Origin of the sequence: Phenylobacterium sp., from assembly GCF_024508875.1 — a bacterium.
GTDB lineage: Bacteria > Pseudomonadota > Alphaproteobacteria > Caulobacterales > Caulobacteraceae > Phenylobacterium.
In genome coordinates, this window is record NZ_JANINU010000180.1 from 1 (window position 1) to 19,498 (window position 19,498).

At 69.2% G+C, this 19,498-nt stretch carries 19 protein-coding genes and 1 tRNA gene; 6 read left to right on the plus strand and 14 right to left on the minus strand.

The genetic code is table 11. The features are described from left to right. Positions 1-310 (minus strand): LOG family protein (locus Q0L11_RS13935; RefSeq protein WP_296598014.1); only part of this gene is annotated, 310 nt, incomplete at its 3' end. Between the two features lie 195 nt (positions 311-505). On the opposite strand from Q0L11_RS13935, the gene Q0L11_RS13940 reads away from it, so the two are divergent. Then, entirely contained in the window at positions 506-2,320 is a 1,815-nt protein-coding gene (locus Q0L11_RS13940) for an ABC transporter ATP-binding protein/permease (RefSeq protein WP_296598054.1), read from the plus strand. Here Q0L11_RS13940 and Q0L11_RS13945 read toward each other — a convergent pair. The 7 genes from Q0L11_RS13945 to Q0L11_RS13975 form a co-directional block, all read right to left on the minus strand. Continuing rightward, entirely contained in the window at positions 2,317-2,652 is a 336-nt protein-coding gene (locus tag Q0L11_RS13945; RefSeq protein ID WP_296598015.1) for a hypothetical protein, read from the minus strand. The genes Q0L11_RS13940 and Q0L11_RS13945 overlap by 4 nt on opposite strands. After that, on the minus strand, positions 2,649-3,725 hold the full coding sequence (locus tag Q0L11_RS13950; RefSeq protein WP_296598017.1) for a hypothetical protein: 1,077 nt from the start codon (positions 3,723-3,725) through the stop codon (positions 2,649-2,651). The genes Q0L11_RS13945 and Q0L11_RS13950 overlap by 4 nt, the downstream gene beginning before the upstream one ends. A gap of 143 nt (positions 3,726-3,868) precedes the next feature. Next, on the minus strand, positions 3,869-4,294 hold the full coding sequence (locus tag Q0L11_RS13955; protein WP_296598018.1) for a group III truncated hemoglobin: 426 nt from the start codon (positions 4,292-4,294) through the stop codon (positions 3,869-3,871). Then, on the minus strand, positions 4,294-4,986 hold the full coding sequence (locus Q0L11_RS13960) for an alternative oxidase (RefSeq protein ID WP_296598019.1): 693 nt from the start codon (positions 4,984-4,986) through the stop codon (positions 4,294-4,296). The genes Q0L11_RS13955 and Q0L11_RS13960 overlap by 1 nt, the downstream gene beginning before the upstream one ends. A 117-nt stretch (positions 4,987-5,103) precedes the next feature. Beyond that, positions 5,104-5,574, minus strand: coding sequence for a GNAT family N-acetyltransferase (locus Q0L11_RS13965; protein WP_296598055.1), 471 nt, complete (start codon positions 5,572-5,574; stop codon positions 5,104-5,106). A 66-nt stretch (positions 5,575-5,640) separates the two neighbouring features. Beyond that, complete coding sequence (locus tag Q0L11_RS13970) at positions 5,641-8,877, minus strand: efflux RND transporter permease subunit (protein ID WP_296598020.1); 3,237 nt, start codon at positions 8,875-8,877, stop codon at positions 5,641-5,643. Positions 8,878-8,967: 90 nt separating this feature from the next. Beyond that, entirely contained in the window at positions 8,968-10,032 is a 1,065-nt protein-coding gene (locus Q0L11_RS13975; protein ID WP_296598021.1) for an efflux RND transporter periplasmic adaptor subunit, read from the minus strand. 267 nt (positions 10,033-10,299) lie between these two features. Between Q0L11_RS13975 and Q0L11_RS13980 the strand changes: the two genes are divergently transcribed. Beyond that, a complete protein-coding gene (locus Q0L11_RS13980) occupies positions 10,300-10,740 on the plus strand; it encodes a VOC family protein (protein WP_296598023.1) in 441 nt (146 codons plus the stop codon). Here Q0L11_RS13980 and Q0L11_RS13985 read toward each other — a convergent pair whose 3' ends face one another. The 3 genes from Q0L11_RS13985 to Q0L11_RS13995 all read right to left on the minus strand — a co-directional run bounded on the left by Q0L11_RS13985 (position 10,741) and on the right by Q0L11_RS13995 (position 12,393). After that, positions 10,741-11,565, minus strand: coding sequence for a hypothetical protein (locus tag Q0L11_RS13985; RefSeq protein WP_296598024.1), 825 nt, complete (start codon positions 11,563-11,565; stop codon positions 10,741-10,743). 32 nt (positions 11,566-11,597) lie between these two features. Further along, positions 11,598-12,179 carry a VTT domain-containing protein gene (locus Q0L11_RS13990; RefSeq protein WP_296598025.1) on the minus strand — a complete coding sequence of 194 codons (582 nt, stop codon included), beginning with the start codon at positions 12,177-12,179 and terminating at the stop codon, positions 11,598-11,600. A gap of 138 nt (positions 12,180-12,317) precedes the next feature. Then, positions 12,318-12,393: transfer RNA gene (locus Q0L11_RS13995), tRNA-Asn, on the minus strand. A 348-nt stretch (positions 12,394-12,741) separates the two neighbouring features. On the opposite strand from Q0L11_RS13995, the gene Q0L11_RS14000 reads away from it, so the two are divergent. Both Q0L11_RS14000 and Q0L11_RS14005 read left to right on the plus strand, forming a co-directional pair. Then, positions 12,742-14,160 (plus strand): Mur ligase family protein, encoded by a 1,419-nt coding sequence (locus Q0L11_RS14000; RefSeq protein WP_296598026.1) that lies wholly within the window; start codon positions 12,742-12,744, stop codon positions 14,158-14,160. A gap of 116 nt (positions 14,161-14,276) precedes the next feature. After that, positions 14,277-15,923, plus strand: coding sequence for a hypothetical protein (locus Q0L11_RS14005; protein ID WP_296598028.1), 1,647 nt, complete (start codon positions 14,277-14,279; stop codon positions 15,921-15,923). Positions 15,924-15,926: 3 nt separating this feature from the next. Here Q0L11_RS14005 and Q0L11_RS14010 read toward each other — a convergent pair whose 3' ends face one another. Beyond that, positions 15,927-16,310: a gamma-glutamylcyclotransferase gene (locus tag Q0L11_RS14010; protein ID WP_296598029.1), complete on the minus strand. Its 384-nt coding sequence runs from the start codon at positions 16,308-16,310 to the stop codon at positions 15,927-15,929. Beyond that, positions 16,270-17,637, minus strand: coding sequence for an acyl-CoA dehydrogenase (locus tag Q0L11_RS14015; protein WP_296598031.1), 1,368 nt, complete (start codon positions 17,635-17,637; stop codon positions 16,270-16,272). Before Q0L11_RS14015 ends, Q0L11_RS14010 begins: the two co-directional genes overlap by 41 nt. Positions 17,638-17,771: 134 nt before the next feature. Here Q0L11_RS14015 and Q0L11_RS14020 point away from each other — a divergent pair, with 134 nt between their 5' ends. Beyond that, the gene (locus tag Q0L11_RS14020) at positions 17,772-18,767 is read left to right on the plus strand and encodes a phosphotransferase family protein (RefSeq protein ID WP_296598032.1); all 996 of its coding nucleotides are present in this window, start codon (positions 17,772-17,774) and stop codon (positions 18,765-18,767) included. Continuing rightward, positions 18,764-19,138 carry a DUF6285 domain-containing protein gene (locus tag Q0L11_RS14025; protein ID WP_296598034.1) on the plus strand — a complete coding sequence of 125 codons (375 nt, stop codon included), beginning with the start codon at positions 18,764-18,766 and terminating at the stop codon, positions 19,136-19,138. The genes Q0L11_RS14020 and Q0L11_RS14025 overlap by 4 nt, the downstream gene beginning before the upstream one ends. Positions 19,139-19,155: 17 nt before the next feature. On the opposite strand, the gene Q0L11_RS14030 is transcribed toward Q0L11_RS14025, so the two are convergent. After that, positions 19,156-19,494, minus strand: coding sequence for a hypothetical protein (locus Q0L11_RS14030; protein ID WP_296598035.1), 339 nt, complete (start codon positions 19,492-19,494; stop codon positions 19,156-19,158). Between the last annotated feature and the right edge of the window lie 4 nt (positions 19,495-19,498).

Genomic DNA, 19,498 nt, shown 5'->3' on the forward strand with positions numbered 1-19,498 from the left:
AGCGCTGGAACATGAGCATTTTCCGCTCATGCATGTTGTCGACGATGATGTGCTCGACCACCTCCAGCGCGCGTTCCTTGCCGACCAGGAACGTGGGAATGATGCCCAGCACCTCGCCGCCGGCCAGGTGCGCCCCGCGGGCCACCGCGCCCATCAGGCCGACGCCGCCACCGCCATAGACCAGCTTGATGCCCGCATCGGCCAGCGCTTTGCCCACGCCGCCGGCCGCAGCCAGGAATTCGGCGTCGGCCTCGTCGGACGATCCGCAGAACACACAGGCCGATTCGACGCGTTGGCGCTGACGCCGCATAAGACGTACTCCTGGGAAAACTCATTGGGCCGCTTGCCAATGGCGCATGCAAGCCCAACTACCTGTGTCCAGGGTTAAGGAGTTTCGGGAAATCCGTGAAGTGGGCGTTCCAGCCGATCCGTGCGCGCATCGGCCGCGCAACCGAGCCGCGGGCCTGACGGCTTGACCCACGCACACGTCGTCGCGCGGGCGCGCATGGGCGGTCCCGGCTCGGTCGAGCCGGCCAACGCCAAGTTCGACTTCTGGTCGTCGATGGGCGACCTGGCCGCGTTGGTCATGCGGTCCGGCGCGCCGCAACTGCGTCTGCGGATCGCCGCGGCCCTGGCCCTGGTGTTCGTCGGCAAGCTGTGCGGCGTGCTGGCTCCGGTGATGCTGGGCGACGCCATCAACACCCTGACGCCGGCCCAGAAAGGCGGCGTGGTCCTGGGCGCAAGCTTCATCGGCCTGGCCATCGCCTTCGCGGCCCTGCGGCTGGTGGCGGCCTGCGCGCCCTTCGCCCGCGACGCCGTCTTCACCCGTGTCTCGCAGTCCACGATGGCGCGGGCGGCGGTCGAGAGCTTCGGCCATGCCCTGTCGCTGTCGCTCGACTTCCACCAGACCAAGCAGAGCGGGACGCTGTCGCGGGTCATCGATCGCGGCGCGCGCTCCACCGACTTCCTGATCCGCAGCCTGATCTTCAGCCTGGGCCCCACGTTCGTGGAGCTGATCCTGGCCATGGGCGTGATGGTGGTGCGGCTGGACTGGCGGTTCGCGCTCACCGCCTTCGCGACGCTCGTCGTCTATGCCGTGGTCACGTTCAAGATCACCGACTGGCGGCTCTCGCACCGACGCGACCTCAACGAGGCCGAGAACCGCGCCGCCGGCCTCTCGTCCGACGCTCTGATGAACTATGAGACCCTGAAGTCCTTCGGGGCCGAGGGCCGCCTCGTGGAGAGCTACGGCGCGGCCATGAGCCAGTACGTCGACGCCAGCTCGAAGGCCAACGGCTCGCTCAACATGCTGAACGGCGCCCAGTCGCTGATCCTGAACGTGGGCCTGGCCGCCATGACCGTCATGGCCGGCTACGAGGTCACGGACGGGCGGCTGCAGGTGGGCGACATCACCATGGCCATCCTGCTGCTTTCCGGCCTCTACGCCCCGCTGGGGATGCTGGGCTTCCAGTACCGCGAGATCCGCCAGGGCCTCATCGACATGGAGCAGATGGTCTCCCTGAAGGAGATCCGGCCCGATATCGTCGACGCCGCGGCCGCCAAGGCCCTGCCGCCAGCCAGCGGCCAGGGCGCGGCCCTGGGCTTCGACCACGTCAGCTTCCGGCACGACGCCCGCTCGTCCGGCCTGCTGGACGTCAGCTTCGACGCGAAGCCGGGCCAGACCGTCGCCCTGGTCGGCCCGTCAGGCTCGGGCAAGACCACCGCGGTGCGCCTGGCCATGCGCCTCCTGGATCCGCAGGAGGGCCGGGTGCTGATCGACGGCGTCGACATGCGCGAGGTGCGCCAGGCCGAACTGCGCCGCGCCATCGCCCTGGTTCCGCAGGACGTGGCGCTGTTCAACGATACCCTCTACGCCAACATCGGCTTCGCGCGCCCCGAGGCGACCGCCGAGGAGGTGAGGGCGGCGGCCGACGCGGCCGAGTTGGGTCCCTTCATCGACGGCCTGCCCAACGGCATGCAGACCCGTGTGGGCGAGCGCGGCCTGAAGCTTTCGGGCGGCGAACGCCAGCGGGTGGGCATCGCCCGGGCCCTGCTGGCCAACCCGCGCCTGCTGATCCTGGACGAGGCCACCAGCGCCCTGGACGGTCCGACGGAGGCGGCGATCCAGGAGACCCTGCGCCGGGTGAAGGCAGGCCGCACGACCCTGGTGATCGCGCACCGCCTGTCCACCATCGTCGACGCCGACCAGATCCTGGTCCTGCGCCGCGGCCGCATCGTCGAGCGGGGGACGCATGCCGAGCTGCTAACCAACCAAGGCGAATACGCCGCCCTCTGGCGGCGGCAGACGCGGGAAGGCTAGGCCAAGGCCTTCAGCAGCCCGCCCAGCGACTTCGCCACCGCGCCCGAGGCCTTCACGATCTTGGTGATTTTCTGGGCGTCCTTGCGGCCCTTGGCGATCGCATCGTTCGCGGTCTTCGCCTCATTGTAGAGCGCCTCGACCTTGTCGTTGTTCTCTTCGAGCGCCGCGGTGGCCGCCATCGCCCAGTTGGTCTGGTGCTGCCACCAGTTGCGGTCGATGTCGTGCCGCAGCTTCGTGTCCGTGCCCGCGGCGGCGATGTCGTCCGCGTAGTTGGCGTCCGCGTCGCTCCAGGCTCTGGCGAACTCCTCCAGCTTCTCGGCCTTCGTGGTCATGGATTACCCCCCGCCTTGGTCGCGTCCTGGACCTCCTGGACGATCTCGGCCCACCCCTTCAGCTCGTCGATCGCGCCGGTGACGCCGTCCAGGCTCACCTTGCTGGCGTCGGTCTCGAACTTCTCGTGCTCTTCGACCAGGGCCTTCAGCGCCTTGACGTTGGCGGCGTAGGTGGCGCCGGACACGGCGACGGCCTTCTGGGCCCGGTACTTCGACATTGTGCGGGCGATCACCACCGATTGGGCGTTCCCCGGCTTGAGGTCGGGCGAGGTGCTGAGGCCCAGGCCCGTGGTGAACTCGTTCACCAGCCGCATGGGGTCGGCGACCCCGGTGGCGAGCATCGCGTCCGTCACGTTGCTGCGGTTCATGGCGAGCGAGGCGCCCATGCCGGCGTAGAGGTCCTGCTCGGCGGCGAGCAGGGTGATGAGCCGCTGGTCGATCGCCTTGAGCTGCTTGCTGGCCTCGACGAGCCGCCGGTTCTGGGCGGCCTGGGCCGACTCTCCGGCGAGGCGCTTCACGACCGGCACGGCCACGGCCAGGGGCGCGCCTAGCGCCGGACCGCCGGCGGCCGCGACCGCGGCGGCCAGCCCGTTCACGCTGCCGGCCGCTTCCCCGATTGCGCCTTCCAGCTCACCGCGCGCGTCGTATTCGGCCTCCTTCTGCATTTCGGCGTAGGCGTCGTTGATCTTGTTGATCGCCTTGACGCGCAGGAGGATCACATTGGCCAGCGCGTTATTCGCCTGCAGCACCGGCACGTCGTCCGGCAACGTGACGGGCTTGCACACCAGCGGCGGCGGCGCGGGCTTCTTCTCGGCTGCCGCGGCGGCGGTGGCCGCGGCGTGGCCCTTGATGTCCTGGGCGCAGCCGGCCACCGCCTGCCGGACGAGGTTCATCTCCACCAGGCCGCCGACGTTCTCGGCGACGCCGCGCAGGGACTGGGCCGAGGCGGCGGTGGTCTGCTGTCCCGCCTTCGACAGGGTGAGGGCGGGTGTCCGCAGGCTGGTGCAGGCGCCCAGGCTTAAGGTCATGATGAGGCCGCACGCCACGCGCGGCCAAGCGATCCTCTGCGCCATCGTCGCCCCCGATGCCTGTTTGGATAACGCCGTATGATGAGCGCTGCGCTCGGAAAGAGTCCACTAAAAAGAGTGGTTTTGGAAATGGCGATCTGAAGTGGAAGCGGCGACGCTGCATCCCGGCGACGGGCGCGGGCTCCGGTTCAGAAGGAGGGCGTCGTGAGCGGGGGCATCTCGCCGCGGCTGACGGCCAGTCCCAGCGCCAGACTGCGGCCGATCATCCGCGACTTCTCCACGAACATCTGGGCCGCCGCCGGCGGGCAGACGTCGTAGGCGGTGGCTGCGAAGAGGTCGAGCCAGAGCGGGAAGTGCTCGTTCTCGATGCCCGGGTTGCGGGCGTGGGCGGCCATGGGCGAGCCCTTGAAGCGACCGGTCATCAGCAGCACCGACGACCAGAAGTCGCACAGCTTGGCGAGGTGCTCGTCCCAGTCGGCGATCGCGGCGTTGAAGATCGGGCCCAGAACCGGATGCAGGCGCACCCTTCCGTAGAAGGTGTGCACCTGCTTCTCGATCATGGCCTCGTCGATCCCGACGGCGGCGCCGGGACCGATGCGAGCGGACGCCTCCATCAGGCGGCTTCCTTCCAGTGCGGCTCCAACGGCTCGTGCGGCCACACGGCCCGGACCTTCACCGGCGCGGCCAGCCCGGCCAGCTCGTTGGCGAAGCCGTGGTTCACGTCGCGGTGGTGGGCTTCGTCGGCGCGAACCACCTCGACCACGTCGCGCAGGGTCGCGTCGGCCGGCAGGTTCCAGTAGGCGCGGGCGATCTGCGGCGCCGGCACGTTGGCCGACCGGCCTTCGTCGATCTCGGCGAGGTAGTGGGTGTAGCTGATCACGGCTTCTTCCTCGAAGTAGCCCACCACCCGGTGCGCCGTCTTCGGCGAGATCAGGTAAAGGCCGAAGAAGAACAGGTAGAAGATCCACTGCGCGGCCACCACGACGAAGCGCTCGAACAGCGTGGGCTTGGCGACCTCGATGAAGGTCATCAGGTGCATGCGCTCGTTCTCGGCCTCGTCCATCAGCGTCTTGATCCAGCCGCGGTCGTCTTCCATCCGGCGCAGGCACTTCAGGTGGTTGAGCGTCGCGCCCACCATGCCGGGCACGGCGGCGACAGTTTCCAGCACCACGGCCCGGTGCCCGTACCGCTTGGCGAAGAAGGTGTCGGCGCAGAAGCGGAGGGCCTTCACGAAGCCGAAGGCGACGCGGTCCGACAGGCCGCGGGGCTGGTGGTGGACGGCATAGTCGGCGAGGGGGGCGATCACGTTGATCTCCTTGAACATCAGCGGCCTGGGGGAGGGCCTCATCTGAGGTTGGAGATACTGGGAGCCGGCGTTCGGCTCCATTTGGGAGCGTCCCCTACGTAGGGGTACGGAGGCGCCTCAGATCGCCTTGCCCATGCGCACCAGCGGCACCGCCGCGCCGCCGCGGGCGTCCTCGATCGCCTCGATGTCCTCGTAGCCGCACTGGCTGTAGAGGGCCCGGCCCGAGAGGGTGGCCATCAGCTCCACGCGCCGGAAGCCCTCGGCCCGCGCCGCCGCCTCGCAGAGCTGCAGGATCAGCCGGCCGACGCCGCGCCGGGCGAAGTCCGGATGGGTGTACATGGCCCGCACCCGCGCCGGCTCGGTGGCGGGGTCGAGCAGGGCGGCGTCGCGGCCCGGCGTGTGGTCGCCGCCGTACAGCGTCGCCCGCCGGCTCCAGCCGCCGCAGCCGGCGATCCGGCCGGCGTCCTCCACCACGAAATAGGTGCCGTCGATCAGGAGCTGGCGGTCCAGGCCCATGATCGTGCGGCTGGATTCGATCTGCGCCGGGTCCAGGAAGCCCTTCTGCAGCTCGGCGATGGCCGCAGCCATCACCTCGGCCAGGGCCGGGGCGTCGTCGGGCGTGGCGATGCGGTGCGTCAGTCCCTGCGCCACGGCCTATTCCGCGGCCCGCGGCACGTCGTCGTTGCCGACGGGCGGCAGCACCGTGGAGCGCTTGGTCTTGGGTTTGCCGATCGTGCGGTCGCGCAGCCAGCCGAACCGGCGGGACGCCACCTTCGGCGCCGCCAGCATCACGGGCGTCAGCACCAGGGTCAGCAGCGTGGAGAACGACAGGCCCCAGACCACCGCAGCCGACAGGTGCACCCAGATCGCCGAGCCCGGGGCGTGGGACTCGATGATCCCGGCGCCGAAGTCGGGGTGGATCTGGAACATCAGCGGCAGCAGGCCCGCGACGGTCACGATGGTGGTCAGGATCACCGGCCGGAACCGCTGGGCGGCGGCGCGGATCGCCGCCTCGTCCGCAGGGCGGCCTTCGCGCCGCAACTGGTAGAAGGTGTCCACCAGCACGATGTTGTGGCCGACCACGACGCCGGCCAGCGACACCACGCCGGTGCCCAGCATGATCACCGACACATAGTCGAAGGTGTGGGCCAGGTTCACCTGCACGCCCAGCAGCACGCCGACGGTGGACAACGCCACGGCCGAGAGGGTCACCAGCACGCCGTAGAAGCTGTTGAACTGCCACAGCAGGATGACCGCCATCAGGAACAGCGAGACCAGCATGGCGACCATGAAGAACTGGGCCGCCTTCTGGCCCTCCTCGTCGGCCCCCGTGAACTTCCAGCGGACGGCCGGGTCGGTCAGGGTCTTCGTGAGCCAGGGCTTCAGCTCCTCGACCTTCTGGTTCGCCGCGACGCCCTTCTGCACGTTGGCCTGCACGATCACGAGGCGCTGGCCTTCGCGGCGCTGGATCTGGGTGACCTGCTGGGCCGGCACCCGCTTGACGAAGTAGCTGGCCGGCACCGGGCCCGACGGCGTGGTGATCTTGAGCTGGTCGAACGCGGCGGTGTTGCGCGCGTCGGCCTGGAAGCGGACGCGGATGTCCAGCTCGTCCTGCACGTCGTCCGGCCGGAACCGGCCCACCAGCACGCCGCCGGTCAGGAACTGGATCGCCTGGCCGACGGACAGCACGTCGACGCCGTAGCGGCCGGCCGCCTCGCGGTCGACCTGCAGGTTCCACTCGATGCCGGGCGACGTTCGGGTGTCCTCGAACTCGATGAACTGCGGGTCGGACGACAGCTTGGCGTCCACCAGGTCGGCTGCGCGGTTCAGGGCGGCCGGGTCGCGGCTGGTGAGCTGCACCTGCACCGCCTTGCCCGTCGGAGGACCGTTCTCGGGCAAGCGCACCTCGACGCGCAGGCCCGGCACGTCGGCCACGCGCTTGCGGATCGTCTCACTGATCTGCAGGCCGGTCAGGCCCTGGGCCATGAGCTGGTCGTACTTCTGGAACTCGACCTGGATACGGCCGATCGTGTCGTTGGGCGCCGAGTTCGGGCCGCCGTTGCTCGAGAACGCCCCCGAGCGGACATAGTAGGCCTCGACGCCGCGGATCGTGCCGAGCTGCGTCTCGACCTGCCGCACGAGCTGGTCTTGCGCCTCGGGCGACAGGTTGCCCCGCGCCTTCACATAGACGGTGACCTGCTCGGGATCTTCGCTGGGGAAGAACTCCACCCTGTGCGGCGTCATCGCGAACCAGGCCACGATCGCGACCACGATGCCCAGTGAAGCGAGAGTCGTCCGGCCCGGATGGCGGCACAGCATGGTCAAGGTCCGTGCGTACCAGCCGATGAAACCGGTCATCTGCGTCGGGTCGCCGTGCTCGGACTTGACGATCTGCTCCAGGTGCTCGGCGTCCATCTCGGACTTGCCGCCGAACAGCGAGCCGAAGGCCGGCGTGAAGATCAGCGCCACGAAGATCGAGGCGCCCAGCACGAAGAACAGGGTCAGCGGGAAGAAGCTCATGAACTTCCCGGTGATCGAGTTCCAGAACAGGAACGGCAGGAAGGCGCAGAGCGTGGTCAGCGTGCCATTGACCACCGGCCAGAACATCCGCTTGCCGGCGGCGGCGAACGCCTCCTGCCGCGGCAGGCCCTCGGCCATCTTACGGTCGGCGTACTCCACGACGACGATGCCGCCGTCCACCAGGATGCCGACGGCCAGCACCATGCCGAACATCACCATCTGGTTCAGGGTGATGCTGCTGAAGCTCATGGCCATCAGGGCCAGCAGGAAGCAGATCGGGATCGACAGGCCCACCATCAGCCCCTGGCGGATGCCGAGGCTGGCCACGACGATCAGCATGACGAGCAGGCTTGCGGTCGCCAGGCCGCCTTCCAGGATCTTCAGGATGCGGGCGATGAAGTCCGAGTTGTCGTAGGTGAACGACACCTTCACCGTCGAGGGCCAGCGCTTGGACTCCTCCTCGACCACCTGGTGCACGGTCTTCACCGTCTCCAGGATGTTGGCCCCGTTCCGCTTCGACACGTCCAGCGCCACCGCGGTCTCGCCGTTGTAGCGGGTGATGAAGTCCGGCTCCTTGAACGAGCGGCGCACCTCGCCGATGTCGCCCACGGTGACCAGCTTGTCGCCCGCGCGCTTGATCGGCAGGTTCAGGATGTCGGCCGGGCCCTGCACGACGCCCGGCACCTTGACCGCGAACTTGCCGGCCCCGGCGCGCATGTTGCCGGCGGGCACGAGCTGGTTGTTGCGGGAGATGACCTGCGCCAGCTCGGTGGCCGTGACGTTGTAGGCCTCCATGCGCAGGGGATCGATCGTGACCTCGAGCTGCTCCTCGCGCACGCCGCTGGGGAAGGCCTCCTGCACGCCGGGCGAGGCCTCCAGGCGCTCCTTCAGGTCGCGGGCGATCTGGGTCAGCTCGCGCTCGGGGGCCGAGCCGTGCAGCACGATGCCGATGATCGGCTGGTCGGCGAAGCCCTGCTCCTGGATGATCGGTTCCTCGGCGTCGGGCGGGAAGCGCCCGCGCGCCAGGTCGACCTTGGCGCGCACGTCGGCCAGCGCCTTGTCGGTGGAGAAGCTGGGATCGAACTCCAGCGTCACGATCGCCTGGTTCTGCCGGGCGACCGAGTTCATGTGCTTGACGCCCTTGATGGTCTGGAGCTGCACCTCGAGGGGCTTCACCAGCAGGCGTTCGGCGTCCTCCGGGCTCACGCCGGGGAAGGGGACCGCGATGAAGATGTAGGGCAGCTTGATGTCCGGCTGCGCCTCACGCGGCATGGTCAGATAGGCGAAGAAGCCGAACAGGCAGGCGATGAAGGTCACGCCCAGCACGACCTTGCGCCGCTTGATGGCTCCGTCGATCAGCGGACCGATCATCTTGCTTCCCCCGAGCGCTCTTCCGGGAGGGGCGACCTCGTCGCCGCCGGAACGCGCTCAATCAATCCAACACGTCGGGTCATCCCTGGCCTAGCGGGCCTGGGCGACCCGGACCTTCTGGCCGTCGGCCACGAACGACTGGCCCACGGTGATGACGTTGACCGAACCCTTCAGCCCTCGAACCCACACGCCGTCGCCGGTCTCCTCCAGCACGCTGACCGGAGAGAACGCCACGCGGCCGTCCGCCAGCACGTAGCGGACACCCTGGCGGCCGGCGGAGTCCAGCACCAGCGCCGAAACCGGCACGAGGTGGGCGGGGCCGGAGCCGGCGGCGATCTGCAGTTCGGCGGACAGGCCCGAACGCACGGCGTTGCCGGGGTTCGCGACGATCACTTCGAGGTGGTAGGTGCGGGTCTGCGGGTCGGCGTCGCGCGCGACATAGCGGACGCGGCCGCTCAGCACCTGGCCGTCCACCAGCCGCGCCCGGGCGGGCGCGCCGGCGCGCAGCCGGCCGGCCTCGGTCTCCGGCGCGTCGCCGACAACGTAGAGGGGGTTCAGCTCGATCATCGTGCCGCAGGGCTGGCCGGGCGACAGATAGGTCCCGACCTCGGCGTCGCGCCGGTCGAACACGCCGGCGAACGGCGCGCGGATCTCCACTTGCCGCAGGCCGATCTCGGCGGCGCGGACGGCGGCCTGGGCGGCGTCGAGGTTCGCCTGCGCCTCCAGCACCTGCGTCTCGGACCGGAAGCCCCTGGCGGCCAGTTCGGCGGCGGCCTTGCGCTGCAACTGGCGCGACTTCAGGGCGGCGCGGGCCTGGTCGAGGCTGGCCTGGCGCGCGTCGACGGCGAGGCGGCACAGGACCTGGCCCTGCTTCACGAAGCTGCCTTCGGGCGTCGGCGTCGAGGCGACCACGCCAGCCGTCTCCGACCGCACGATCACCGAGCGCGCCGCCTCCGTGCGGCCCCGCATCACGACCTCGACCTCGCGCACCGTCTCGGGGGTCAGCTTCACCTGCACGCTGGGCGCCGGGTTCGCCGGCGGGGCCTTGGCCTGCGCGGTGTGCGAGTCGCGGCCGAACAGGGGGCGGATGATGAAGAAGAGCGCCAGGCACGCGAGGATCGCGATGATAAAAATATACTGTGGCTTCAGACGCATAGAGCTGTATCCCCAATCTCAGCTGCGTGCGCGGTACGCCCAGTCACACACGTCTGCCGACTTTGCGCGGCTTGTCCTGCTTTTGATGCCCGCGTTATGCCAGTGCAAATGAAATTGCGGTCACGAACCGGCGCGGGTCTAATCGGCCGCGGGCTGCGGTGGTTGTGACGCAACAAGCATTCGCGCTCGACGCGAGCGTTATGCCTTAGCTTTACGGGGTAAGGCGTCGTACCGCCAGTACGCGAACGAACCAGGGACGATTTTTCCGTGAGATACCTGCACACCATGGTCCGGGTGACCGACCTAGAGGCCTCGCTCGCCTTCTACTGCGACAAGCTCGGGCTTAAGGAAGTCTCCCGCGTGGAGAACGAGGCCGGCCGCTTCACCCTGGTATTCCTCTGCGCCCCCGGCGACGAGGACGCGGCGCGCGAGAAAAAGGCCCCGACGGTCGAGCTGACCTACAACTGGGATCCCGAGGCCTATCAGGGTGGCCGCAACTTCGGCCACCTGGCCTACGCCGTCGACGACATCTACGCGGCCTGCCAGCGGCTGAAGGACGCCGGCGTGGTCATCAACCGCCCGCCGCGCGACGGGCGCATGGCCTTCGTCCGTTCGCCCGACAACATCTCGATCGAGCTGCTCCAGGCCGGACCCGCCCTGCCGCCGGCCGAGCCCTGGGCCTCGATGCCGAACGTGGGGGTCTGGTAGTCAGCCCAGCCAGCGCGCCACATTGGTGAAGTAGCGCAGCGCTTCGGGCAGGGCGGTGGGGTCGCGGACCATGGAGTCGCCGGGCGGTTCCTCGACGAAGGTCGGGCAACCGTCGCGCGGGTCCAGATTGTAGTCGCAGTAGTGGTGGAACGTGCTCTGCGCCAGCGCGCGGCCGCCGTCCGGACCGGCCTCGAAGACCACGGCGATGTTGAACGGCCGTCCGCTCGCGCGACTGACGCCCCGCGCCACCACCCTGGCCAGCGGCTCGTCGCTCGGCGCGCCGACAGCGCCCTCGTGCGGATGGGCGGGCAGGCGGTCCACGCCCTCGAAGATCGGGTGCCGCGCGCCGACGATCTCCACCGCCTGGTGGTCGCCGTTCGCGCCCGAGTGATAGTTCGGCCAGTCGATGCTGGCGGTGTCCGCGTCGTCGCGGCAGTTGCGGCTGGCGTCCGGGTCCAGGTTCTTGGTGTGGAAATAGTGCGCCTTGCCGACCCCGCCCAGGGTGCAGATCGAGCAGCCCAGGTCCATGTGATCGCGGGTGACCATCAGCCCGCCGCCGGCCTTGCGGAACCGCCCGATGGCCGCGCATTCCTCGGCATTCAGCCCGTCGCCCTCGTCGACCGCGAACAGCCAGAGCTGATCGAAGTCCGATCCGTCGATCGCGCCGAGCACCGGGTCGGTCTCGCCGGGCGGCGACCCGCGGTCGCGGGCGACGACGTCCACGCCCTCCAGCGAGGCCAGATGGTCGCGCAGCCGCGAGAACCGGCCGATGTGCCAATTGTCCGGATCGGGGAAGATCGTGGTCTGGAGCAGGATGCGGGGCATGGCCCGCAGACTACCACTCGCGCGCGAGCCCGTCAGGGCGCCGGGCGCTCCTGGGCCACCGCCACCCGCCAGCGCCAGACCGCCACGCCCACCACCACGGCGACGATGGCCACGCCGGCGGCGACCGGCGCCGCATGGGCGAACAGGCTTTCGAGCACGCTCATCACCACCGGCCCGAACACATAGCCCAGGGCCACGAACGCCCCCGCCCAGAGCCCGGCGGCGACGGCGTTGAGGATGGCGAACTTCTGGGTCGAGACGCTGGAGACGCCCACGGCCACCGGCCCGGCGGCGCGCAGGCCGAACAGGAAGCGGAAACTGAGGATGAAGCCCGCCGGGTAGCGCTCGATCAGCACCAGGGCCCGGTAGAACGCCGGCTTGGTCGAAACCTTCTGCACCCAGCGCGTATGGCGGAAGCTGCGGCCCAGGACGAAAAGCAGGTAGTCGACGATCCCCGAACCCAGCGCTGCGGCCAGCACCACGACCGCGGGCGACAGGATCTGCTGGCGCGCCATCACCCCGCCGGCGATCACGGCCGTCTGCCCTTCGAACGCGGCGCCCAGCGCAATCGCGATCGGACCCAGCGCGGCTAGGTGTTGCGTGAAATCGGTCATCGGCCCGTCGGGGAGGAAAGGCGGCTTGGATATGGGCCGCCCCCGGCCGGAAAGCCAGATGCGACGCCTGCGACAAACGCAGCTTCCGCGGCGGTGTTGCGCGGGCGCGTCGGTCGCGATGTCCGGAAGGCTTCGAAGTGGCTCCCCGAGCAGGACTCGAACCTGCGACAAGTCGGTTAACAGCCGACTGCTCTACCAGCTGAGCTATCGGGGATCACGTCGAGAGGGCGGGCGTATACTGCGGCCCGCGGGGTTGCGCAAGCCGCCAGGACGCCATGCCGCAACGATCTTTCCGTCTCCCCGGACGGCGCGAAAAAAGAGCCCGGCGCGAACGCCGGGCTGAATTCAGTTTCGGTGATGGTGGGGTGTCTTCAAAGAAGACGACGTCAAGCTCTGCTGCTGTGGTTAAGGCGTGGTTAATTGGCGTTCGGCGACCGAACTTTCTCTTAAGTTCACGGCCAAGCTTCCGCCGCCAAGGCGAAGCGGCCCCTTGTCGCGAGGGGCTGGACGCGGCGGCCGGATCGGTCGATCACCTCAATTAAGTCGTTGAGACGAGGGACGGATGCGCATCCATTTCACCGGCATCGCAGGGGCGGGCATGTCCGCCGCGGCGCTGATGATGCGCGAGGCGGGGCATTCGATCAGCGGGTCCGACCAGGACGTCTTCCCGCCTATGTCTACCTACGTCGAGGGCCTGGGCTTCCCGGTGGCCTGGCGATTCGATTCGGCGAATCTGCCTGACGGGCTCGACCTGCTGATTCTCGGAGCCAGCGCCAAGCTCGGCGGCGAAGCGAACGTCGAGGTCCAGGAGGCACGCCGGCGCGGGGTGCGGGTCACCACCTTCCCGGAACTGGTGGGGGAGGCGACGGCGCTCCGCCGCAACACCGTGGTGGCCGGCTCGTTCGGCAAGTCCACGTGCACGGCGCTCATGGCCCACATCCTGCGCGAGAGCGGCCGAGACGCCGGCTGGATGATCGGCGCCATCTCGCCCTCGCTGCCCGACACTGGCCACTGGGGGACGGCGCCCGAGGTGATCCTCGAGGGCGACGAATACATCGTCGGGCCCGCCGATCCGCGCTCGAAGTTCGTGCTCTACCACCCGCGCGACGTGCTGCTGACCTCGCTGATCCACGACCACGTCAACGTCTTCCCGACCTTCGAGGACTACGCCCGGCCGTTCGCCGAGTTGCTGCGCCTGCTGCCTGCCGAGGGCCTGCTGATGGCCCGCGAGCATCCGGCCATCCGGGCCATTGCCGGCGAGGCCGCGTCGCGGATCGTCTGGTACGACACGCAGGCCTGCGACGGTTGGTATCCCGAAGGCGTGGTCTTCGGCGACGTCACCCGCTTCACGCTGGTGGGGCCGGGCGGGCGGCGGGTGGCGCTCGCCACGACGCTGCTCGGCGAGCACAACGTGGAGAACATCGTGGGCGTCGGCGGCTACCTGCTGGAGCGCGGCCTGGTCACCGAGGCGCAGCTCGCCCGCGCGGTCGAAAGCTTCGCCGGCATCCGCCGCCGCCTCGATCGTCTGACCAAGACCTCGGCGATCCCGGTGATCGAGGGCTTCGGAAGCTCCTACGAGAAGGCCCGTTCGGCCATCGAGGCCATGCTGCTGCACTATCCGCACCGCCCGCTGACGGTGGTGTTCGAGCCGCATACCTTCTCCTGGCGCAGCCGCGACGCCCTGGCCTGGTACGACACCGTGTTCGAGGGCGTCGCCAAGGTGCTGGTCATCCCGCCGCCCCACCACGGCGAGGCCAGCCACCACCAGTCCAGCTTCGAAGAGATCCTCGCCCGTGTGGCGGGCGCGGGCGTGCCGGTGCAGGGCGTCGAGACCGCCGAGGCCGCGATGGCCGCCCTCGGCCGCCTCGGAGGCGAGGAGGTGCTCCTGCTCCTGTCGTCGGGCCCGCTGCTGGGCCTGCCCGACAGCCTGCCGCCGGTCTTCGACCGCCTCTACGGCTCCCCGCGGGTGGCGGCGGAGTAGGCCGGGCCGGCGCGTTCGCGGAACGGCGATATAGCTTATCCTTGACTCGCTCCTGGGTTGCTGTGCTGGATTGATGCACGGGATTGGTCGGGGGACCTTCTATGCATCGTCTGACGATGGCCGTGCTCTCCTTGAGCGCGACGATGATCGCGGCTTGCGCGGATCGAGCGGTCGCGCAGACACCCGCCGCGCCTCCAGCGACGTCTGGAGCGCCATGGCCCCCGAACGGCAGCGAATACCAGCGTGTCCTGGAGAGCGGCGTCGAGACCGGTGTGGCGCGCGCGCAGGAGAAGGCGCGGCCGGCTGTCGAGGAGATGGAGAGCCGCGCCGTCGCGAAGGGCGTCGAGGCGGGCCTGATCAAGGCCCGGAAGGCCACGCTGGCCGATGACCGCGCCGCGGCGCAGGCGGCCGTCGCGGATGGCGTCGAACAGGCCTACCGACGGACAGCGGTCAGCGAACAGCAGGCGATGCATGAAGCCTATGTCGCCGCGGTGCGCCAACTCGAAGAGGAAGACCGGCAGAATTTCGCGAAGGGCAAGGCCTCGGCGCGGACGGCTGTCGTCATCTTGCCGACGAGCCGCTGCGGCCAGATGGAGGTCATCCGGATCTCGGATACCGAAAGCCTGACGGCCGCTGAGCAACGCAAACTTGACCCCAGCAAGGTCGAGCAGCAGGTCAGCTTCAATCTCGTCTGCTGCCTCAACAACACGAACGATCTCGACGCGATGGAGTGCATCGATCGGGATCTGGAATGGCTGGTCTGGTCGCACACGCGGCAAGCGCGGCGGGGCCAAAAATGGCACTTTGGCGAGACCTCGGTGTCGGCGGCGGGGGCGACGGCCCTGCTGATCGGCGGGACGAAAGCTGCAGAAAGCACCACGATCGCATGGTCCGTCGTGGCTCTTGCCCCCATAATCGCGGAGGAGATCGCCGCGAACGGTCCCCGGTCTCAGGTCCACTACGCCGCCGCCGCAGCGTTCGCGCGGCTGCGGTCGCACTACACCAGCCTTCGCACCCGCTACCTGGCGCTGCCCAGCCTCGTGATCGAAGACGAGACCCTGGATTCGGCCTGTTCCATCCTGACCGAGCACGACAAGATTTCTGACAAGAACGCTCCGGACTCGGCGGCCGTCGTCAACAATGAGCTCGTCCGATATCAGACCTACTGCAAGGACTACGTCGCCTCGCTCGTCGGACTGCGCGCATATCGGACCTCCATGATGGTGTCCTACGACGACATGCCGTCGAGGTATGTCAACGACGCCCAAGCCCTGGAAGGCGTGTTCCACAAGATCAGCTTCCGGCTCCAGGCGGCCCCGTCCAAGAGTTTCGGCCTTGTGCTCAACTCGGGCTTGAACGCGCTGGCGGAGGCGATCCACACTGGAACGTCGGTCAGCGAGTACAAGGCGAGCGCAGCGACCTTCGACCTGGAGAAGGACGGACTCGCGCTGTCCGAGGTGTGGCCGCTCGCGACGCCTCCGGGACCGTTGCCGCTCAGCCCGATCATACCGTCCAAGGCGGCGGCGGCTTCCGCCGGACGCTTGAGCGGCGACGCGGGGGTCGAGGCGGCGGCCTTGCTCGGGGCCATGAAGACGGTGAGCGATACGACCAAGGATCCAAAGGTCCTTCTTCGGCATCAGCTCGCCAATCGCACGGTGGCGGCCATGGCGGACGGAGTCGGGACTTACAAGATGGTCTTCGACTTCCGGGCCGAGAAGCGCACGGCCGACATCGAGTTCACGCGGGCATCGGACAAGAAGTAGCGGTCAGCCGGGCTCCGGCTTCAGGGCGTAGAGCCAGGCTTTCACCGCATAGGTCCCGAGGTCCACGTCGACCGCGACGCGCTCGTATTCCGCGCCCTCGAAGGCGTCGAGGCGGGCCCAGTGGGCCGGCAGGTCCTTCGACGTGAACACCTGCACCATCACCTCCGGCCCCAGCGGATCGGGGCGCAGGCCGGGATAGCCCTGCGCCGCGCCCCATCCGGAATCGACCAGCCAGCCCCGCACCACGCCGGGCTCCCAGCCGCCGGCCAGCCCGTCGAGCTGGCCGTGGTTGGACTTGCCGGGCGCCAGCGATCCGTAGACCGCCAGCCGCTGCGGGCCCCCGCCGTCAGCGGGCGGCGTTGTGGTGCGCGGGGATCGGCTGGACATAGTCGTTCTTGGCCGCCTTCTCCGCCTCGTTCAGCGCCTTGAATACGGGGTCCGCCCGCTTGGGTCCGAGGTAGCCGAACAGGTAGGCGCCCACCTTGCGCATCTGGATCTCCTCCGAGCCCTCGGTGATCCGGTAGCGGCGGTGGTGGCGGTAGATGTGCTCGAACGGCTTGTGGCGCGAATAGCCGATGCCGCCGTGAACCTGCATCGCCCGGTCGGCCGCCTCGCAGACCAGCCGGTTGCCCCAGTAGTTGCACATGGAGACCTTGTCCGAGATCGTCTTCTCGATCTCCTTGTGCTCCATGTGGTCCATCTGCCAGGCGGTCTTGCGGATCAGCAGGCGCAGCATCTCGCACTGGGTCTGGAGCTCCACCAGCGGCCACTGGATCGCCTGGTTCTCGGCCAGCGCCTTGCCGAACGGTTTGCGCTCCCGGGCGTAGCGGACGCTCTCGTCGATGCAGAACTGCGCCGCGCCCAACGACGAGGCTGCCTGCCGGATGCGGTTCTGGTGCACGAAGCTCTGGCCGATCCCCAGCCCCCGGTCGACCTGGCCCCAGTAGCTGTCCTCCGGGATCCAGACGTCGGTGAAGCTGACCCGCGGGTGGTCGGTCGGCATGTTGAAGGTCCAGAGGTACTCCTCGACCTTCACGCCGGGGGTGTTCGCCGGGACGATGAAGCAGGTGATGCCGGTGGCGTCGCCGTCCTTGCCGCTGGTGCGGGCGAAGCACATCACGTGGGTGGCCACGTGCATGCCCGTGGTCCACATCTTTTCCCCGTTGATGAGCCAGCCGGGCTTGCCGTCCTTCTCGTGGCGGACGGCGCGGGTCTCCATCCACGTGGCGTCCGAGCCGTGGTTGGGCTCGGTGAGGCCGAAGCCGGTGCGCATGCGCCCGTTCAGCAGGTCGTCGGCGTAGCGGTCGTACTGCTCGTTCGTCGCGAACTCCTTGAACATCAGGATGAAGGGGTTGTTGCCGACGATGGAGTGTTCGGTCTGCAGGTCGTTGAAGAGACCCAGGCCCTTGGCCGCCAAGTGCTCGCGGATCACCGCCATGGCCAGTTGGCTGCCGCCCTTGCCGCCCATCTCCTTGGGCCAGGCGAAGCGCAGGTGGCCGGCCTCGTCGGCCAGCTTGCGGGCCTTGGCCAGCAGCTCCTCCCACTCGTGGCGGGGCAGGCCGTCGTTGTCCCAGTCGGTGCGGGCGTGCTCGCGTCGGTGGTCGAAGAACCGGTCGTTATCGTCCTGCCGCTGCAGCGGCATAATCACGTCCTCGATGAACCGGTCGAGTTCCGCGAGGTAGTCCACGAGGTCCTGGGGCAGGTTGAAGTCCACGGCCGTTCTCCCAAAGGCGACCCGAAGCCGCCGATTTTCTGGGGCGGGCTGACGCCAGGGGAGCCATTTACAAGGGCCCCGACAGCCCGCCAGATCGGGGGCAGATTAGACCAACCGGAGGGTTCCGCCGGGTCATGGAAGTTGACGTTCGCGCGGGCCTTCAGAAGCTCGCCGCAAGACTGGGAGGGCAGGGCGCGACGCTCGCCGAGGCCGGCAGGCTGTCGGGCGGCGCCAGCATGGAGACCTGGGCGTTCACGATCGAGGGGCCGGCCGGGACCGAGCGCCTGATCCTGCGCCATCGCAGCGCCCCCTTCGACGAGGAGACGGCCCGCTCGGTCAGCCTGGCCACCGAGGCGGCCCTGATCCGCGCGACGGGCGCCAACGGCGCCCGCGTGCCCATCGTGCGTCACGTCTGCGACGAGGCCGACGGGCTGGGCGAGGCCTACGTCATGGTCCGCGCCGACGGCGAGACCTTGGGCAAGAAGATCGTCTCCGACCCGCGTTTCGACGCCGTCCGCCCGCAGCTCGCCCGCCAGTGCGGCGAGTCGTTGGTGGCCATCCACAAGACCCCGCCGCCCCCCGGCCTCAAGCTCAAGGCCGTCGACGGCGTCGCCGAGCTCGACCGCTACGAGGAGGTCTACCGCGCCACCGGCGCGCGGCGGCCGATCCTGGAGCTGGCGTTCCAGTACCTGCGCAAGCACGTGCCGCCGCGGGTCGAGCCCACGCTGCTGCACGGCGACTTCCGCAACGGCAACATCATGTTCGACCCCGGGAAGGGCGTCGTCGCCGTGCTGGATTGGGAGCTGGCCCACATCGGCGACCCGGCCGAGGACATGGGCTGGATCTGCACCAACTCCTGGCGCTTCGGTCGCCCCGACAGGCCGGTGGGCGGCTTCGGCGACTACGCCGACCTGCTGGCCGGCTACGCCGACGCCGGCGGGCGGCCCATCGAGCTCAGCCGCGTGCGCTTCTGGCAGATGCTGGGCTCGCTGCGCTGGGGCGTCATGTGCCTGACCATGTACCTGAGCTGGCGCGACGGGATCACCAAGTCGGTCGAGCGCCCGATGATCGGCCGCCGCGTCTCGGAGACCGAGGCCGACCTGGTCGTGCTGCTGGAGGAAGGTCTTTGATCACCCATCCCCGCACCGAGGAACTGGTCGAGTCCGTGCGCCTGTGGATCGACGAGATCCGCCCGACGCTGGATCCGCGCAACGCGTTCCTGGCCCGCGTCGCCGCCAACGCCCTCGCCACCGTCCAGCGCGAGATCACCGAAGGTCCCGCCGCCGAGGCCGAGGCCGTGGGCCTGATGGCCGCCGTCCTGGGCCATGCCGGCGACTACGAGGCGCTGAACGCCGAGCTCTGCGATGGAATCCGCGCCGGGACCTACACCGTCGAGACGCCGGGCCTGCTCGCCGCCCTGACCATCATGGCGCGCCGCCAGATCGCTATCGACCAGCCAAGCTACAAGCCGGAAGGGACGACGGCGGCGAGCAGCTCCTAATGCGTCATGGCCGGGGATCACGCCGCGGCGCGTTCCTCGAAGCCTTCCAACACGCGGACGATCTCGCTCTCGCGCTCGTTCCACAGGATCGCGACATTGGCCGCGCGGCGCACGTCGCCGCCCAGGGCCGCGACCACCTGCGGCTCGCGCAGGGCGCGCTCCGAGAGGCGCAGCAGCGAGCGCTGCCCGCCCTGGTCCACGCTGATGTCGTGGTGGCGCAGGATCGCGTCGACCACCGCCGCCGGCGGGGGCGGCGGGCGCTGCGGGGCCTGGACCGGCCGGGGGCTGAAGCGCGCCGGGCTGAAGCGGCTCGGCTTGGCGTAGGCGGGGCGGCGGGGTTGGAAGCGGGAAGCCATCGTT

Excerpts from the sequence above, each read along its gene's own strand:
- Q0L11_RS14005 (WP_296598028.1), top strand. The coding sequence starts at position 14,277 with ATGGCCGTGCTCTCCTTGAGCGCGACGATGATCGCGGCTTGCGCGGAT.
- Q0L11_RS13990 (WP_296598025.1), bottom strand. The coding sequence starts at position 12,179 with ATGACCGATTTCACGCAACACCTAGCCGCGCTGGGTCCGATCGCGATT.
- Q0L11_RS13975 (WP_296598021.1), bottom strand. The coding sequence starts at position 10,032 with ATGCGTCTGAAGCCACAGTATATTTTTATCATCGCGATCCTCGCGTGC.
- Q0L11_RS13970 (WP_296598020.1), bottom strand. The coding sequence starts at position 8,877 with ATGATCGGTCCGCTGATCGACGGAGCCATCAAGCGGCGCAAGGTCGTG.
- Q0L11_RS13940 (WP_296598054.1), top strand. The coding sequence starts at position 506 with ATGGGCGGTCCCGGCTCGGTCGAGCCGGCCAACGCCAAGTTCGACTTC.
- Q0L11_RS13955 (WP_296598018.1), bottom strand. The coding sequence starts at position 4,294 with ATGGAGGCGTCCGCTCGCATCGGTCCCGGCGCCGCCGTCGGGATCGAC.
- Q0L11_RS13965 (WP_296598055.1), bottom strand. The coding sequence starts at position 5,574 with ATGGCTGCGGCCATCGCCGAGCTGCAGAAGGGCTTCCTGGACCCGGCG.
- Q0L11_RS14000 (WP_296598026.1), top strand. The coding sequence starts at position 12,742 with ATGCGCATCCATTTCACCGGCATCGCAGGGGCGGGCATGTCCGCCGCG.
- Q0L11_RS14020 (WP_296598032.1), top strand. The coding sequence starts at position 17,772 with ATGGAAGTTGACGTTCGCGCGGGCCTTCAGAAGCTCGCCGCAAGACTG.
- Q0L11_RS13945 (WP_296598015.1), bottom strand. The coding sequence starts at position 2,652 with ATGACCACGAAGGCCGAGAAGCTGGAGGAGTTCGCCAGAGCCTGGAGC.
- Q0L11_RS13950 (WP_296598017.1), bottom strand. The coding sequence starts at position 3,725 with ATGGCGCAGAGGATCGCTTGGCCGCGCGTGGCGTGCGGCCTCATCATG.
- Q0L11_RS14030 (WP_296598035.1), bottom strand. The coding sequence starts at position 19,494 with ATGGCTTCCCGCTTCCAACCCCGCCGCCCCGCCTACGCCAAGCCGAGC.
- Q0L11_RS13985 (WP_296598024.1), bottom strand. The coding sequence starts at position 11,565 with ATGCCCCGCATCCTGCTCCAGACCACGATCTTCCCCGATCCGGACAAT.
- Q0L11_RS14010 (WP_296598029.1), bottom strand. The coding sequence starts at position 16,310 with ATGTCCAGCCGATCCCCGCGCACCACAACGCCGCCCGCTGACGGCGGG.